The organism is Vibrio sp. D54 (assembly GCF_021728075.1).
Classification (GTDB): domain Bacteria; phylum Pseudomonadota; class Gammaproteobacteria; order Enterobacterales; family Vibrionaceae; genus Vibrio; species Vibrio alginolyticus.
On sequence record NZ_JAKKCS010000002.1, the window covers coordinates 59233 to 74566 of the forward strand.

Annotated in this window: 13 protein-coding genes and 1 tRNA gene; 7 read left to right on the forward strand and 7 right to left on the reverse strand. The window is 44.9% G+C overall.

The features are described 5' to 3' along the window. Window positions 1-75: 75 nt before the first annotated feature. Window positions 76-1476, forward strand: a complete 1401-nt coding sequence (locus tag L3V37_RS02865) for a tryptophanase (protein ID WP_237305798.1) — start codon at window positions 76-78, stop codon at window positions 1474-1476. 78 nt (window positions 1477-1554) lie between these two features. Here the strand turns inward: L3V37_RS02865 and L3V37_RS02870 are convergent, their stop codons facing one another. After that, complete coding sequence (locus L3V37_RS02870; protein WP_237305799.1) at window positions 1555-2166, reverse strand: DUF2913 family protein; 612 nt, start codon at window positions 2164-2166, stop codon at window positions 1555-1557. A gap of 32 nt (window positions 2167-2198) precedes the next feature. After that, window positions 2199-2282: transfer RNA gene (locus tag L3V37_RS02875), tRNA-Leu, on the reverse strand. Window positions 2283-2841: 559 nt separating this feature from the next. On the opposite strand from L3V37_RS02875, the gene L3V37_RS02880 reads away from it, so the two are divergent. Continuing rightward, window positions 2842-4050, forward strand: coding sequence for a NupC/NupG family nucleoside CNT transporter (locus L3V37_RS02880; protein WP_017635515.1), 1209 nt, complete (start codon window positions 2842-2844; stop codon window positions 4048-4050). Window positions 4051-4104: 54 nt separating this feature from the next. Here L3V37_RS02880 and L3V37_RS02885 read toward each other — a convergent pair whose 3' ends face one another. Continuing rightward, entirely contained in the window at window positions 4105-5193 is a 1089-nt protein-coding gene (locus L3V37_RS02885; RefSeq protein WP_064369491.1) for a DUF3541 domain-containing protein, read from the reverse strand. A gap of 69 nt (window positions 5194-5262) precedes the next feature. Beyond that, window positions 5263-5868, reverse strand: coding sequence for an alpha-ketoglutarate-dependent dioxygenase AlkB (locus L3V37_RS02890; protein ID WP_053349380.1), 606 nt, complete (start codon window positions 5866-5868; stop codon window positions 5263-5265). Between the two features lie 132 nt (window positions 5869-6000). On the opposite strand from L3V37_RS02890, the gene L3V37_RS02895 reads away from it, so the two are divergent. After that, window positions 6001-7356 (forward strand): diguanylate cyclase, encoded by a 1356-nt coding sequence (locus L3V37_RS02895; protein WP_237305800.1) that lies wholly within the window; start codon window positions 6001-6003, stop codon window positions 7354-7356. Between the two features lie 387 nt (window positions 7357-7743). Here the strand turns inward: L3V37_RS02895 and L3V37_RS02900 are convergent, their stop codons facing one another. Further along, a complete protein-coding gene (locus L3V37_RS02900; RefSeq protein WP_213889628.1) occupies window positions 7744-9300 on the reverse strand; it encodes a DUF3612 domain-containing protein in 1557 nt (518 codons plus the stop codon). Window positions 9301-9474: 174 nt separating this feature from the next. On the opposite strand from L3V37_RS02900, the gene L3V37_RS02905 reads away from it, so the two are divergent. Then, a complete protein-coding gene (locus tag L3V37_RS02905) occupies window positions 9475-10053 on the forward strand; it encodes a malate synthase (RefSeq protein ID WP_005374156.1) in 579 nt (192 codons plus the stop codon). A 90-nt stretch (window positions 10054-10143) separates the two neighbouring features. On the opposite strand, the gene L3V37_RS02910 is transcribed toward L3V37_RS02905, so the two are convergent. After that, entirely contained in the window at window positions 10144-11157 is a 1014-nt protein-coding gene (locus tag L3V37_RS02910; RefSeq protein ID WP_047102820.1) for a GGDEF domain-containing protein, read from the reverse strand. Window positions 11158-11506: 349 nt separating this feature from the next. Between L3V37_RS02910 and L3V37_RS02915 the strand changes: the two genes are divergently transcribed. Genes L3V37_RS02915 through L3V37_RS02925 form a run of 3 tightly spaced genes read left to right on the forward strand, consistent with a single transcriptional unit; the run spans window position 11507 to window position 15110 of the window. Then, a complete protein-coding gene (locus L3V37_RS02915) occupies window positions 11507-12859 on the forward strand; it encodes a DASH family cryptochrome (RefSeq protein WP_237305801.1) in 1353 nt (450 codons plus the stop codon). Next, complete coding sequence (locus L3V37_RS02920; RefSeq protein WP_237305802.1) at window positions 12859-14403, forward strand: cryptochrome/photolyase family protein; 1545 nt, start codon at window positions 12859-12861, stop codon at window positions 14401-14403. Before L3V37_RS02915 ends, L3V37_RS02920 begins: the two co-directional genes overlap by 1 nt. Continuing rightward, window positions 14403-15110 carry an SDR family oxidoreductase gene (locus L3V37_RS02925; RefSeq protein ID WP_237305803.1) on the forward strand — a complete coding sequence of 236 codons (708 nt, stop codon included), beginning with the start codon at window positions 14403-14405 and terminating at the stop codon, window positions 15108-15110. Before L3V37_RS02920 ends, L3V37_RS02925 begins: the two co-directional genes overlap by 1 nt. A 61-nt stretch (window positions 15111-15171) precedes the next feature. Here L3V37_RS02925 and L3V37_RS02930 read toward each other — a convergent pair whose 3' ends face one another. Further along, complete coding sequence (locus L3V37_RS02930) at window positions 15172-15318, reverse strand: DUF2256 domain-containing protein (RefSeq protein ID WP_005374142.1); 147 nt, start codon at window positions 15316-15318, stop codon at window positions 15172-15174. Window positions 15319-15334: the final 16 nt, after the last annotated feature.

A 15334-nucleotide genomic window follows, 5' to 3' on the forward strand; every position in this document is an offset into this window, starting at 1 on the left:
TGAAAAGCATTCTATCTATTTGTTTTTTAGTCTTACGTGAAACTGCGTAGGGCAATGCGTATAAGGAAATTAACAATGAAACGTATTCCAGAACCTTTCCGTATCAAAATGGTTGAGCCAATCAAAATGACGACTTTGGCAGACCGTGAAGTCGCGTTAAAAGAAGCGGGCTATAATCCATTTCTTCTTCGTAGTGATGATGTTTATATCGATTTGCTGACTGACTCAGGCACTGGTGCCATGAGTGATAATCAGTGGGCTGGCATCATGATGGGGGATGAATCCTATGCGGGGAGTCGAAATTACTACAACCTGTGTGATGCAGTGGAGCACTTTTTCGGTTATAAGCTCACCGTGCCTGCACACCAAGGGCGTGGTGCCGAGCAAATTTTGTTCCCCGCTTTGATTGAGCGTATGCGTCAGGTGCGTGGTGGCGAAACGCCAGTATTTATCTCGAACTACCATTTTGATACCACAGCGGGTCACATTGAACTCAATGGCGGTAAAGCGATTAACGTGGTAACGGAAGAAGCATTCGACACCACTACGCCTTATGATTGGAAGGGCAATTTTGATATCGATAAGCTGGTGGCAACAATTGAAGCGCACGGTTCGCATAACATCTGTGCAATTATCACCACGATTACTTGTAATAGCTCCGGTGGTCAGCCTGTGTCGATGGAAAACATGCGCAGTGTGTACGAGATTGCAACCAAGTACGATATTCCAGTGGTGATTGACTCGGCTCGTTACTGTGAGAACGCCTACTTTATCAAGCAGCGTGAAGCGGGTTACGAGAATAAATCGATTCTGGAAATCATCCGTGAGATGTACCAGTACGGTGATATGCTCACCATGTCAGCTAAGAAAGACCCGATGGTAAACATTGGTGGCATGTGTTGTATTCGTGATCATAAGGAGTTGTTCCAGGCGGTGCAGACACGCTGCGTACCCATGGAAGGATTTGTAACATACGGCGGCATGGCTGGGCGTGATATGGAAGCGCTCGCTCGCGGTTTGCATGAAGCCGCGGACGAGGATTTTCTTCATTATAGAATTAGCCAAGTTCAATACTTAGGTGAGCGCTTACGTGAAGGCGGTATTCCGATTCAATACCCAACGGGTGGTCATGCGGTGTTTGTGGATGCCGCTAAGATTTTGCCACATATTCCAGCGGATCAGTTTCCTGCGCAGGTATTGTGTAATGCTTTGTACTTGGAAGCGGGTATTCGAGCAGTAGAGATAGGATCGTTGCTGCTTGGTCGAGATCCGGAAACGGGTAAACAAAAAGCGTCAGAGCTTGAGTTGATGCGTTTGACCATTCCACGTCGTGTCTACACAAACGATCATATGGATTACATTGCGGATGCGATTATCGAACTGAAAAATCGTGCACATGAGTTAAAAGGGCTCACTTTCGAGTACGAGCCACCAGTGCTGCGCCACTTTACTGCTCGATTTAAAGAGATCGATTAACTCAAGTTTAAATCTAGATAAGCAAAAGGCCGCGAGTTTCGCGGCCTTTTTCGATTCGTTTATTTCTTAGCGTTACAGTTAGGCTAACTCTAACGTGATGCGAACGAACTGGTCGTCTTGATACTGCACTTCATAATTGAAGGTACCACTGGCGTAAATGCTGCCAAGGAAAAGTGAGCGTTGACTCATTGGTCCGCGGAACAGCATCGAAATAGGAGCGATTAGGGCGTTATTGCCATCAAAGTGCTGATTTAAGTTCTCAGAAAGCACACACAGCAAACAGCCGTGTTGGTCGTGAGATAAGTCGACGTCTTCCGGTCGAGATAATAACACGGTAGTCCCCAGTTTCTTCTCAATCTCGTTGATCAGCAGCAAGTAGCTATCTAGATCGGGTTGAGGGTTGCTGGGTTTGTCTGCACCGACGCAGCGCTCGAGTAATACTTCCAGATTTCCGTTCTCACCTTTTGCCTGCTGAGTCAAAGACTTTAACGGCTTTTTAATCAGCTTATAGCGATTACTCTTCAGTTTTGGTTTCAGCCATTTCTGAAGTAAGTCATTACGTTCTTTAAGGGAGAGGCCATGCGAGGACGCGTGAATTTTAAAGTGCAGGTGTAATAAAGCGTGAACCGCAAGCTCACTCAGAAGTTGATTAGCATCTGTAGACTGTCTTGCCTGCTTAGAACTTTGCATTACACTCGAACAAAATTAGGGAAGAAGGATAATGGTGCCGAGAGAGGGACTCGAACCCTCACACCAAAGGCACTAGCACCTCATGCTAGCGTGTCTACCAATTTCACCATCTCGGCATCATGATGCTCTGAATACTCAGAGGCCTCGAAAGAAGCAACGCGAATTATAACCAAAATCCACCTGTTGGCGAGAGCAAAATGACGAATTTTGGCTCTTTCGAGTTTGATTGCATATTTATTGGTCACTTTTATGTTTTTTACCATCAACGCCTATCCTTATTTCCTTACTTTTATTAATGGTATGACGATAAAAGAGTGCTTTTGCCTAAATTTTGAACGCTTGAACGTTTGCGTAAATAAATGTGATGAATATCTCTTTTTGTTGGCTATACTTGCGTCCCGTTTAAGCGGGAATTAGGGTTTAGTTGTTCAGGACCCTTACCCATACAAGCCGTCACATGGAGCAGGCCAAGCAACATGCTCGCCAGCAGTGAATGACCCCACGGACCGGACCAGCTACGTTCAATTGCTTGTATAAGGTAAAAATAAGATGTCGAACTATTCGTTCTGTCTACATTCTGGATCTAAAAGTGAGTTATCACTCACTGCGTTGTCCCTTTCTTCTGCCAATTCCTTTGGCTCTTTTTTCTTTTTCAACGTTTAGTAGGTCCAGCTCATGAGTGTTCTATTTAGTCTATTTGGTATTGTTGCACTGCTAGGTTGTGCTTTCCTACTTTCTGAGGGTCGTTCTTCCATCAATTGGAAAACTGTATCTCGCGCCTTGATGCTACAAATGGGGTTTGCTGCGTTAGTGCTCTATTTCCCGTTGGGTCAAGCGGCGCTGGCGAGTTTAAGTAATGGTGTCGCGGGGCTACTCAGCTTTGCTGATGAAGGGATTAAATTCCTCTTTGGTGACCTCGCTTCTTCTGGCTTTATCTTCGCTATTCGTGTCCTTCCTATCATCATCTTCTTCAGCGCTCTTATCTCCGCCCTTTACTATTTGGGCATTATGCAAAAAGTGATTCAATTTATTGGCGGCGCTATCCAGAAGTTCTTGGGTACGAGTAAAGCAGAGTCTTTGGTTGCAACAGGGAACATCTTCTTATCTCAAGGCGAGTCACCACTTCTTATTCGTCCATTTCTTTCTAACATGACTCGCTCTGAACTGTTTGCTGTGATGGCTGGTGGTATGGCTTCAGTGGCGGGCAGTGTGCTTGGTGGTTATGCTGGTTTGGGTGTCGACCTCAAATACTTGATCGCGGCAAGCTTTATGGCAGCGCCAGGTAGTTTGATGATGGCAAAAATTATCGTTCCTGAGCGTCAAACGCCAAGCGATTACAACAATATTGAGCTAGATAAATCAGAAGAAAGTAACGTTATTGATGCGCTAGCAAGCGGTGCCATGGGCGGTATGAAAGTTGCCGTTGCTGTTGGTACCATGCTTATCGCTTTCGTGAGTGTTATCGCGATGGTGAACACAGGGCTAGAAAACTTGGGCGAGATACTTGGTTTCTCTGGCGTAACGCTACAAGCGATTTTTGGTTATTTGTTTGCACCTCTAGCGTGGTTGATTGGTGTGCCAAGCCACGAAATTCTAGCTGCGGGTTCATACATTGGTCAGAAAGTGGTGATGAATGAGTTTGTTGCGTTTATCGATTTTGTGCAGCACAAAGCGACACTGTCTGAGCATACTCAAATTATTATCACTTTTGCGTTGTGTGGTTTTGCGAACATTGGCTCAATTGCGATTCAGTTGGGCTCTATCGGCGTGATGGCACCTGAGCGCCGCAAAGATGTTGCAAGTCTAGGCCTAAAAGCGGTTGCTGCTGGTACACTCGCTAACCTGATGAGTGCGTGTTTAGCGGGCATTTTCATCTCGCTCTAATTTAGATTGAAGATCCACACTAAAAACCCGCCATTTAGGCGGGTTTTGTTATTTCTAAGGCTTGGGCATTAAGCCGTAAGGTATCGATTTAAAAGCCTCTGGGTGCTCTTGATAAGTTGGCGCTTTATGTACCCCTTTCCAATCGAGCAGCATGATGGCTAGCACGTTACGGTGTTCGCCGTACTTGAGATCAAAGTTACCGTCGACCGACGGAATCATCCCTTTTTCTGCGTTGATTGCATGACGAATGGCTTGGCGAGTTTTCTTTACGACCGGATCATGGTCCAAGCCTGCTAACAAAAACGAAATGCCGACTTCCGCAATCACGTCTTCTTTGGCGCGCAGTAGGATAGTGTCGATATTGTTGCGAAAGTAATCATAAATCCATTGGTGTTTCTTCTCGCTTACTCGCTCCTGATAATACTGTGAATCGGCAAAGATGATGTGCGTCATACCATAGAGTTTGTTCCAATACTGCTGAGCTGAAAGCATCTTATCTTTATCGTCGGGGTAGGTGTCACGGAAGGTTTGAGTGAATTCCTCGACCACATCTTGCTCTCCTAGCTGACGAAGCCAGTAGACTTGGTTTGCAAGCTGAGCTGCCCATGCCTCTATCATCTCTTTGTCCGTAACGTAACGCGAGAAATCGTAGCGCCTAATAATTTTTCTCAGCGTTTTGTCTTGTTTATGCTTTAGGCCATATTCGTTTGCTCTTGCCATTGCGCCAAGCAAATCCACACCAAGATAAAGGTACTCAGGATGGTGTTTAGTCACGGTATAGCGTCGCTGACCTCGTTCGGTTTCTTTCTCTTGATACGTGGTCAGCCTTTGAGATGAATAGAGAATGATGTCTTCTGGTTCAACGACTTCATTAGCAAATTGGTTTAACCGGCTGGCTACTTGTGCCATGTCGGTCCAAATGGCAGCGTGATATTTCTCATCTAATGTTTGGCGGTACATGCGTAAGCCAAAATGGCCCTCTTTAAACGCCGGGAAAGTGAACAGTTCTTGTTCGTAGGTACTACGAATCAACTGCGCTGATTGAGTATTATCGAGAAGCGGTACGTCTTCCTGTGATGCTTGAGCAGCAAAGGTAAGTGAGCAAGAGAGTAAGACCGCTAAGCTAAGAGGTTTAATACGCATAAATCCATTCCCTATGAAGTCCTGAACCTAAACCTACCATCAATATTAATTGAGAATGTAAAAGCTGAGTCAATAGTTAAAAATTTGCCTAAAAGTCAGGTTGATACGTTCATCTTTAGTTTTCGCGGTTTTTGGTACGCAGTGCTTCCAGTGATGCTGGAGCTCGCCAGCCATAATCAGTAAGGAGCCGTGAGAAAGCTCATATTCAATCTCAGTTTTACAATGTAAATTTCTAAGCAAAAATCGACGTGTTTCACCTAAGTTCAAAGATGCGATAACAGGGTTTCTACCTAACTCTGGTTCATTATCTTGGTGCCAGCCCATTGAGTCTTGGCCGTGTCGATATAAGTTAGCGAGAACAGAATTAAAAGTGACATCAGCAACTGATTCACAACGCACTTTGAGCTGAGTTAACTCAGGAGTCCAAGGGTGAGGCTGCATGGTTAAGCCTGAGTAAGTATATGCTGCATCACCGTGCCACGCTTGTAAGCGAGGTTGAAGTACTGACTTGCCGAACATAGTAATGTGTTCTTGGTGCCATGGCAGTGTCTTTCGAAGTTGGTCAAAGTAATTATCCGCCTCAAGATGGTTAAGAAATTGAGGATCATAATAAAGTTTTCCTCTTTCTACTTCTTGCCATAGATCGCCGCCAAATAAATCGCCTTGTTGATGCATCATCTCATACCTAAAACATAAAAGTTGTCAATCACTGTTACCTTTCTGATTATGATTGGTTATTCTTGTGATAATAAGAATTTTAACAATAAATAAAAAATCTCGTAGTTGTATACGAGTTGTGGGGAGAAAATGCGTTATTTACCCAGAAAACGATGCTATTTTGCATTGTTCTTCCTCACCTTTTTCGCTTTGTGTATTGGGGTTATCGAGCTGTTAAATCGAAACCAGCAAGAGCTTCACAAAGAGCGAGTTCAAGTTGAGGCCAAAGAACAACTTTCCATTCTCCGTTCCAATTTGGAAGCGGTACTTATGGCGGATATCTACAAAGCCAGTACTTTAGCGACACTCATTACGTTACTTCCTAAAAATCAAGAAGAAGAATTGAGTATCGCCGCTCACCGAATCCTAAATAAAAGTAAACATATTACAATCATCGGTATCGCGAAAAATGATGTAATTAGTCATGTATTTCCACGCCAAGGTAATGAGCGCCTAATCGGCCTTGATTACCGCGCAGTGCCACAGCAGTGGGTACAGGTGCAAAAAGCCAAGGATGTACAAGAAATTTTCATCGCAGGGCCAGTGACTTTGATTCAAGGTGGCCGAGGTTTGATCGTGCGTGTGCCTGTTTTTCTTGATCCTCCAATGAATCAGGACTACTGGGGAGTGATCAGTGCGGTGATTGATTTCGATGCTCTGATGAGAGAAACCGGCGTAATTGATTTCTCGTATCGCTACCCTTTAATGATCCGTGGTTACGATAGCGGTGGCTCATTTGGTGATGCTTTCTTTGGCGCGCAAAGTGTAAATGGCATGGCATACGCAAAAGAGATGGTTCATTTTCCTTATGGTGGGTGGAGTATGGTGGTTTTCTCTGGAGGTAAAGCTGATCGCCAAATCTCTTGGCATCAGTTGCATTTAGCTAGAGTAATCGGCTATCCCATTATATTCGCACTTAGCCTCGCGCTGTTCGCCATTTATCGACTGTATACCATTGCAGATGACAGAGCTTTACACGATGAACTCACGAATTTACCAAACCGTCGCTATTTTATGAAGTTTTACAAGCAGCAGTTTGAAATAGCGAAACGTTATAAAAAGCGTTATCGCTTCGCCTTAATTAATATTGACCTAGATAGGTTTAAACACATTAACGATACCTATGGTCACGACGCAGGTGACAAAGTTTTAATCGCTACGGCTGAAAGGGTAAAAAGCTCTCTGCGTAAATCAGACATCGTAGCCAGAATGGGCGGTGATGAGTTTTTAGTTGTAGTCCATCACCCTGGAACGGAAGAAAATGTTCAGTCCCTCCTACAAAAACTTCGATTAGCGCTATGCTCTACGCCCGTCATTTACGATGAAACGCTTATCTATTTGAAAGCCAGTATTGGGTACGCGATATTTGACCCGCAAATGTCATCTCCTGAGCAAATGATGAAAATAGCCGATGAGAGAATGTATCAACAAAAGCATGGCGGATGAGCCTGAACCCAGTTTCAATAAGGGGTTAGAGGAATGGTAAAGTTGGGAGCCCGAAATCTCATCATCATTGAGGTGCAAGAATATGTGACTTCATATGTTCACAGACACTTTGCTGAGAGAGTCGTTATTAGCAGTGCATTTAGTGGCATATTTGCATAATGTTGCATTTTGCAAATGCAGTTTGCGAAATTAATGGTTAATAAAGCAACGATATGCATCTGGATCTACTAAAAAACGGCTTTTTTAAAGTTGGCACGCATCGTGCTTTACTTAGAGTGACCCTTATTAAGCCGAGGGTCACCTAGCCAACTGACGTTGTTAGTGAATACAAATTGTTCACAAGTATATACCGCCAATCACGTTTATTGTGATTGGCGTTTTTTCTTTCTAAAGCCTGATGATATTCACATCGTTGCCCGTCTCATCAGCTTCTCCGCACTTGCTGTAACAACTAGGTTGTCTTGGACAAACCGCCCCTCTGGAGCAGATCAACCTTGCTTGGGTTTGAATCCCGCGCTCTATCCAGTTGATGTTTAATATCTTAGCGATAGTCGTTAAGTCTTTTTTGATGTGGGGAGGAATAACACTACTTCCGCCGGAAGCGACACAAAGGGACTTAAGTTCTTCCGCTATGGAAACGGCATCGCCACCTTGTGCAGAAATGGCAGGGTTAAGATCAATACCGGCACATAGCACCCGATTATTCCCCGCAGGATCAAATACGTTGACCGATTCGCAGCAGTAGATACGTGGCTCGTCGCCAACATTTAAAATCGAAATTTGCGCTGAACTGGTATCCAAAGGCTGGGAAAGGCGTCGGAATACCGCCCAGTGCTGACAAGGGTCGTTCACTTTGCGCATGTTGCCCCAAGGCAATGGAATACCATTTCCGCGATACACGGCTTTTAACTTGCCGGGGCCATAGGCATCAAAATAGTGCCAATGAGGGTAAGGCGAGACCACCGTCATGCGACGCATTGCAACAGAAGGAGAAACTCCCGCCTTTTTGTGAACATCAATCTCGTAACCAGAACGGTCAAGCAGCTGACGAAAGGGTACTTTGGGGCAGAGTAGGGCACCGGCAAAGAAGCTGGACTCAAAATCACGCCAAGCTTGCAGGATATCTTGCGAATTGAGTTCAGAGTTCGACACAGGGCTGTCCATTTGCTCCCAATTGTTTTGATGCCCGATAGATAAAACGTTATTCATTGCATCGCTGCTATGGAGCACTCGATGACCAATATATACCGCCAAGTCATACTTCAATCGGGTTGGATAGTCACGCATTCGTTTATTGAGATAAATAGTCCCAGGTGGCTCCATGAAAGACGTAATCAACTGTTTGGCGCTGACGCCCAGTTCATCAATCACATCTTGTGGCGCTCGATCTACCCAGCGGATATCCAATCCCATACTCTTTGCAATGTCTACGAGATCTTCTACAGATAGATTCAGCCGCTTCAAGCCGACCTCTTCGGCGGCGCGCTCTAAATCAGGAAAATGGTTTTGATGGTTTTCTTGGTGTGCGCGGATCAGTAAGTGGGCGAATTGACGCCCCGTGATACCTGTTTGGGAGAGCATTTCTGGTATCGCGATTTGAAGAATATCATTGGAGAACAGAAAGCTCGGCTCCAACGCCATGCCACTAATCCCGCCACGATTTCCTTTGTTGGGTGTGATGGCTTCTAATTCGGGTTCATCATCTAAAAACCAAGCAGGATCTTTTTGAAAAACTTCCGCGATCACTTCGAGCATATCGATACTCGGTACGCGTTTTCCGCGCTCAATCATTGAAAGGTAAGAAACCGAAGGAGCGTACTCTGGATTAATTCTTACACAACGGGCAGACAAATCTTCCATCGTTAAATGGTTGTTTTTTCTTAGGTTACGAATTTTCGTACCAAGAAAATGAGACTGACGAATAAGGCTTTTTGACACAGACATTTTGTAAAATACACATTGTAAAATTTTTGTTGTGAAATTGTAGTCAATATTTCGCTAGTCTACATAATGAGCAGGCAAGGAAATTAACCATCCACTTCACAGAATTGCCTGAAACTTAAATAAAGGATTTAAGTTTTTACTCTAGGACGAGTTTTTAAGTGCGAGGATATGACGATGAATATGCTGAACTTCGATAAAAAAGAGATGCAACAACAACAACGCCCATTTATCGCTGAAGCCGTATTTGCCGTCGAAGCGGTAAGTGCTGAGCAGCAGAGTGAGAAACAAGTAAAAGCGAAGCAACTGCTTGACCGCATGTTCCCATTGGAGAACGGGTCGCACCAAGACGTATCAAGTTACGTAATTGATTATCGCCATGTATTGGCTTACTTCAAAGACGGTACGCATAGCGGCCTGAAAAGCCCGAAACATTTTGTGGCGTACACTGGTGAAAAGGAAGATCCAAAGTCGATTTTGTTTAAAGATGATTCGGGCAATCATGTAGAAGTGCTGTTTGGCTGTCACAAAGGCACTGGTTGCGTGGAATTAGTGGACATTGACGATATTCAATTAGAAACTCGCACGACGTTTCATCCTGAACTAACTGGCAATGCACCAACCGCGATGCGCCATTGGATAAGTCTAATCAAAGGCGACAAAAAAGGTAAGCCGATGGCATGCAGTGAAGATAAAGAATATACCGCAAAAAATGGTGACGACTACATTCTAAGTTACTGTTACAGCGTCGATTAAGATACTCATGATTGGATACAAAAACCCCGCACTTTACAGCGCGGGGTTTTCTTTTTCATCATAAAAGTCGTTTTCGCTTAGCCAGTTTATTTAAATTGGCATCACGCGGTTACGACCGAGTTGTTTTGCCTCATAAAGCTGTTTATCGGCTTTATTGATTAAGGCTTCAGGCGTATCACCCGGCTCAAATTCTGCTACCCCAAAAGAAGCGGTAATGCTGTGAACTTGTGTGCCTGAGCGCTTATCTCTGATACGCAGTTTTTCTATCATCCGGCGTAGTGTGTCTGCATATTGGCGAGCAATTCGCAGAGATTTGTTAGGTACAATTAACGCGAATTCTTCACCACCAAAACGGTACGCACATATCCCATCTCGACAACTTTGTTGTAGCCGGCGGGCAATGGCTTTTAATACTGTATCGCCAAAAAGGTGCCCGTAATTGTCGTTAAATGATTTGAAATGATCGATATCAAGCATGATCAAGGTCATTGCCTGATTTGATGCAATAAGTGAAGAGAGATCTTTGTCAAATGCTCGGCGGTTGTATAGGTTTGACAAACCATCGAACAACGCATCTTGCTGTACTTCAGCCAGTTGGTTTTTGAGGCGAGAAATTTCTTCACTCGCGTTAGTCAATTGGCTATTCAAAAACTTTGTTGAGTGACGAATTTCGTGTGACTCTGCGACCAGTTGACGAATCACTACCATCACTTCTTCAATGCTTAGGCTATTGTCCTCAACTTTTTCCAGTTTATTAAAGCTTTTGTCTACCATCTCAGAAAAGGAGGAAGTATCTGAAATCGTATCGCTCATTGAACTGGATACTTCGTGTAGCAGAACTTCTACATTGGTTCTAAGATCTTCAAGGCTGGTTTCTGCTTTGCTGGCCACATAGTTGTTGTAAAGCTGTTTATTGGTTGCTGGCGGGCAAATACCGTAGTTTTCTAACACCATGTCTAACTCAAAGTTGAGTTCTGGAATGGTCTTGTCAACGTAGGTATACCAAAGCGCGTAGTTGGCTGGCGTGGCAGCAACATGGTTTTTGATCATCAGTGGGACCGCTTTTTTTAAATTAGCGGTTGATTTCTTAAACTCGTCGGTCATTTCTGCGATGGTACTAGCAAAATGGGATTGGGCTTAGATTAACGGATATTAACTAATGTCGCTTTAATTTTTATCACTTTTGCATGGTTTATATAGAAAATGAGTGATTAAGATCGTGATCAATACCGTTGGATTTAAATTTTATAAAATATCAGTATGAAACATGTACAGGCGTTTGGTGGTATTGCGTGTTTTGAGATATCCAGCAAATGGATTCCGTGTGAACGTTAGTAACCTAATGATCGTCAAATTCTCGTTTTCGTATAAAAGCAAGTAAATCAAAAGGCTTAACGTCAGGGTCTCCGTGAAAAGAACTCGTAGACGAAGAATTAACATCTGAGGGTGCGAATTGAAAAAGAAAATAGGACTCTATTGGTTCACGAACGACTTGCGATTGCACGACAACCCACTGTTGAAAAGCGCCAGTGTAGAAATGGACGAGTTGATTTGCTTGTATTGCTACCCTTCAATGACGCCTTACTTGCATCTCTTTGCGCAGGAAGTCTCTTTCGGGCGCGCGAAATTGCAGTTTCTCGACTCATCGCTTAGTGAACTCAATCAATCTTTGAATCACCTTGGTCAGCGATTATGGGCGGTTGAACTAACGCCCGATCAAGCAATCAAGTATGCTGTTAATCGCTTCGGCGTCACACATATATATGCTGACGCCTTTCCCGGTTCGGATGAGCAACAAGCGTTAGATCGCGCAGTTGAAGGCGCGTCTCATGTAAAAATAAAACAGCAAGCAATCCGGACCCTGTTAAGGGAAGAACAACTGCCATTTGACTTGAGCAATCTGCCTACGACTTTCACGCAGTTTAGAAAGCAGGTTGAAGGTTTAGACATCTCTCGGCCCCACGAGAGTGTCCGTTCGTTACCTCCAATTCCTTTAGGTGTGAATCTTCCTTCCGTTACTGCATATTACTTTGACACAAAAGCTGCGTTTCATGGTGGAGAAAGCCGCGGGCTTGAACATTGTCGCCAGTATTTTGCTTCCACACTAGCCAGTGAATACAAACAAACACGCAATGGTTTAGATGGCATGAATTACTCCACCAAGTTCTCTCCTTGGCTAGCTCATGGGTGCGTTTCTCCGAAAACTATTTATGCCATGTTGAAACGTTATGAAGCGGAGAATGGCGCAAATGATTCAACCTACTGGATTTACTTCGAGCTGCTTTGGCGTGAATACTTTTATTGGTATGCCCGTCGACACAAGCGACAGCTCTTCCGATTCGGTGGCATCCAAAATCAAGCACCACGCACCAGCTTTTACGCGCACCGTTTTCAACAATGGAAGAAAGGTGAAACGCCATTTCCTATCGTCAATGCGTGTATGCACCAACTTAATGAAACCGGTTATATGTCGAATCGTGGCAGACAGTTAGTTGCCAGTTGTTTGGTGCATGAGCTTGGCCTCGATTGGCGTTATGGCGCGGCGTACTTTGAGTCACAACTGGTCGATTACGATGTGGCATCAAACTGGGGAAATTGGCAATACTTAGCAGGCGTTGGTGCTGATCCGCGTGGTTCACGACAATTCAACCTCGAAAAGCAAACCGAAATGTACGACCCGCACATGGAGTTCATTGATAGGTGGCAAGGTCGTTGTCCTGGCGCGCATTTGGATAGTGTAGACATGGTCGATTGGCCGATTGTGATGGGCAGCAGTGACAAAGCTTCGTCATCGGAGAAACCGTAATGCAATTTGAAACCGTACGATTGATCTTGGGCGATCAACTTAACAGTGAGCACTCTTGGTTTCAGCAACCTGATGAGCAAGTGCTTTACCTGATTGCGGAGCTCAAGCAAGAGAATACTTACGTCACGCATCATATTCAGAAAGTGTGTGCGTTCTTTTCTGCAATGGAACAGTTTGCGAAAGAGCGTCAGAGTGAAGGTCACCAAGTTCTGCACCTCACATTGGATGACACACAATCCTTCGACGATCTTGAGCAAGTCTTGCAAAACTACGTGAGCGAAGTTGGTGCAAGTAAGTTTGAATATCAACGCCCGGATGAATACCGTCTGCTGGAGCAGTTAGCCAAACTAAAGCTTGATGGGGTCGTGACGCGTTGTGTCGATTCGGAGCACTTTTTGTTGCCGTTTGAGGAAATAGAATCGCAGTTTCCTCAAGGCAAACACATCATGATGGAGCACTTTTACCGCCGGATGCGCAAGCGCTTCGGCATCTTGATGCAAGACGGAAAACCTGTTGGCGGAAAATGGAATTACGATGCCAATAATCGTAACAAGCTCAAAGCCAAAGACATTGAACAACTGCCACAACCTTTGATGTTCAGTACCGACGTCCACGGCATTATTGAGCGGTTGGCAAAACATGACATCGAAACCATCGGAAATCTTGAAGGAGACTTGTTGTGGCCGATCAATCGCGCGCAGAGCTTGTCTTTACTCGCGCATTTCTGCCAAGTCTGCTTGCCGTTGTTCGGCCGTTTTCAAGACGCCATGACAGGCCAGCACGATGCTAAGTGGAGCTTGTATCACAGCCGAATTTCATTCTCGCTCAACAGCAAATTGCTGCACCCGAGAGAAGTCATTGATGCTTCACTCAAGGCATTTCATTCCAACGCGGACATCGACATTTCTCAAGTCGAAGGGTTTATTCGCCAAATCTTAGGATGGCGAGAGTACATTCGAGGCGTCTATTGGGCGAACATGCCTCATTACCCGAAAAAGAACGAGCTGGGCGCAGAAAGAAAGCTGCCAAACTTCTTTTGGAGTGGCGAAACCAAAATGGCCTGTATGCGCAATGCGATTGGTCAGTCCCTCGATTATGCCTACGCACACCACATTCAACGTTTGATGGTCACAGGTAACTTTTGTTTGCTAACCGAGATAGATCCAGATCAAGTGGATGAGTGGTATCTCGGTATCTATGTGGATGCAATTGAGTGGGTAGAAATGCCGAACACTCGTGGCATGGCATTGTTTGCGGATGGCGGCATTGTTGGCACCAAACCTTACGCGGCGAGTGGCTCTTACATCAACAAAATGAGCGACTACTGTAAGGGTTGCCATTACGACAATAAATCGCGCAGTGGAGAAGGCTCGTGTCCGTTTAACAGTTTGTATTGGCGTTTTATGAACAAGCACGACAAACGTCTCGCAACCAACCCACGAATCGGGATGATTTTCCGCTCTTGGGACAACATGGAAGAACAGCAGCGCCAAGCGATACTTGATACCGCAGAGCACTACATAGAAAACGTGGAGAACTTGTGATGGAAATACTCATCGTCGGTGGCAATGGTGGAATTGGTTTGGCGATGGTGCAAGAAGCCGCAGCTCGGTTCCCTCAAGCTCGCGTGCATGCCACTTATCGTAAGCAGAAACCAGATTGGCAACCCCCAAATGTCGTTTGGCATCAAGTGGATGTATCGCAAGACGAGCGGGTAAAAGCATTCAGTGAGCAGATTGAACATGTCGATTGGTTGGTGAACTGCGTTGGTATGTTGCACACCCAAGACAAAGGCCCTGAGAAGAACCTTAGCTCGCTCGACGCAGACTTCTTTCAGCAAACCATTACGGTTAATACTTTGCCAAGTTTACTGTTGGCGAAATACTTCACGCCCAAGCTAAAACGCAGTACTGCACCTAAGTTTGCGACCATTTCGGCCAAAGTTGGCAGCATTAGCGATAATCAGTTAGGTGGTTGGTACAGCTATCGAGCATCGAAAGCCGCATTAAACATGTTCCTTAAAACCATGTCGATCGAATGGCAAAGAATGGTCAAACATGGCACGGTGCTGTCACTTCACCCAGGTACTACGGACACCGCTTTGTCGGCACCTTTTCAAACCAATGTGCCAGAGGGAAAGTTGTTCACGCCAGAGCGAGTTGCTAAGGATTTATTAGGCTTGATAGAAAAAGCAACCCCGCAAGATAGCGGGGCGTTTTGGGCTTATGATGGGACGTTATTGCCTTGGTAAGAGAACGCGTACAAACGTTAATACAAATGAAATAACATACTCCAGATAGGGTCGGAGTGACCTACGTTTTCGTTGATTTATTTCTTCGGCAACGCTCAGAACAATAAACGATTTCCTCCCAATTTCGCGCCCACTTCTTTCTCCAAGAAAACGGGCGCTGACAGACCGGACAGACTTTCATGGGAAGGTTGGATTTAAAACCTTTCATCGCGCTGAATGTTCAC

Excerpts from the sequence above, each read along its gene's own strand:
- L3V37_RS02865 (WP_237305798.1), top strand. The coding sequence starts at position 76 with ATGAAACGTATTCCAGAACCTTTCCGTATCAAAATGGTTGAGCCAATC.
- L3V37_RS02870 (WP_237305799.1), bottom strand. The coding sequence starts at position 2,166 with ATGCAAAGTTCTAAGCAGGCAAGACAGTCTACAGATGCTAATCAACTT.
- L3V37_RS02880 (WP_017635515.1), top strand. The coding sequence starts at position 2,842 with ATGAGTGTTCTATTTAGTCTATTTGGTATTGTTGCACTGCTAGGTTGT.
- L3V37_RS02885 (WP_064369491.1), bottom strand. The coding sequence starts at position 5,193 with ATGCGTATTAAACCTCTTAGCTTAGCGGTCTTACTCTCTTGCTCACTT.
- L3V37_RS02890 (WP_053349380.1), bottom strand. The coding sequence starts at position 5,868 with ATGCATCAACAAGGCGATTTATTTGGCGGCGATCTATGGCAAGAAGTA.
- L3V37_RS02895 (WP_237305800.1), top strand. The coding sequence starts at position 6,001 with ATGCGTTATTTACCCAGAAAACGATGCTATTTTGCATTGTTCTTCCTC.
- L3V37_RS02900 (WP_213889628.1), bottom strand. The coding sequence starts at position 9,300 with ATGTCTGTGTCAAAAAGCCTTATTCGTCAGTCTCATTTTCTTGGTACG.
- L3V37_RS02905 (WP_005374156.1), top strand. The coding sequence starts at position 9,475 with ATGAATATGCTGAACTTCGATAAAAAAGAGATGCAACAACAACAACGC.
- L3V37_RS02910 (WP_047102820.1), bottom strand. The coding sequence starts at position 11,157 with ATGACCGACGAGTTTAAGAAATCAACCGCTAATTTAAAAAAAGCGGTC.
- L3V37_RS02920 (WP_237305802.1), top strand. The coding sequence starts at position 12,859 with ATGCAATTTGAAACCGTACGATTGATCTTGGGCGATCAACTTAACAGT.
- L3V37_RS02925 (WP_237305803.1), top strand. The coding sequence starts at position 14,403 with ATGGAAATACTCATCGTCGGTGGCAATGGTGGAATTGGTTTGGCGATG.
- L3V37_RS02930 (WP_005374142.1), bottom strand. The coding sequence starts at position 15,318 with ATGAAAGGTTTTAAATCCAACCTTCCCATGAAAGTCTGTCCGGTCTGT.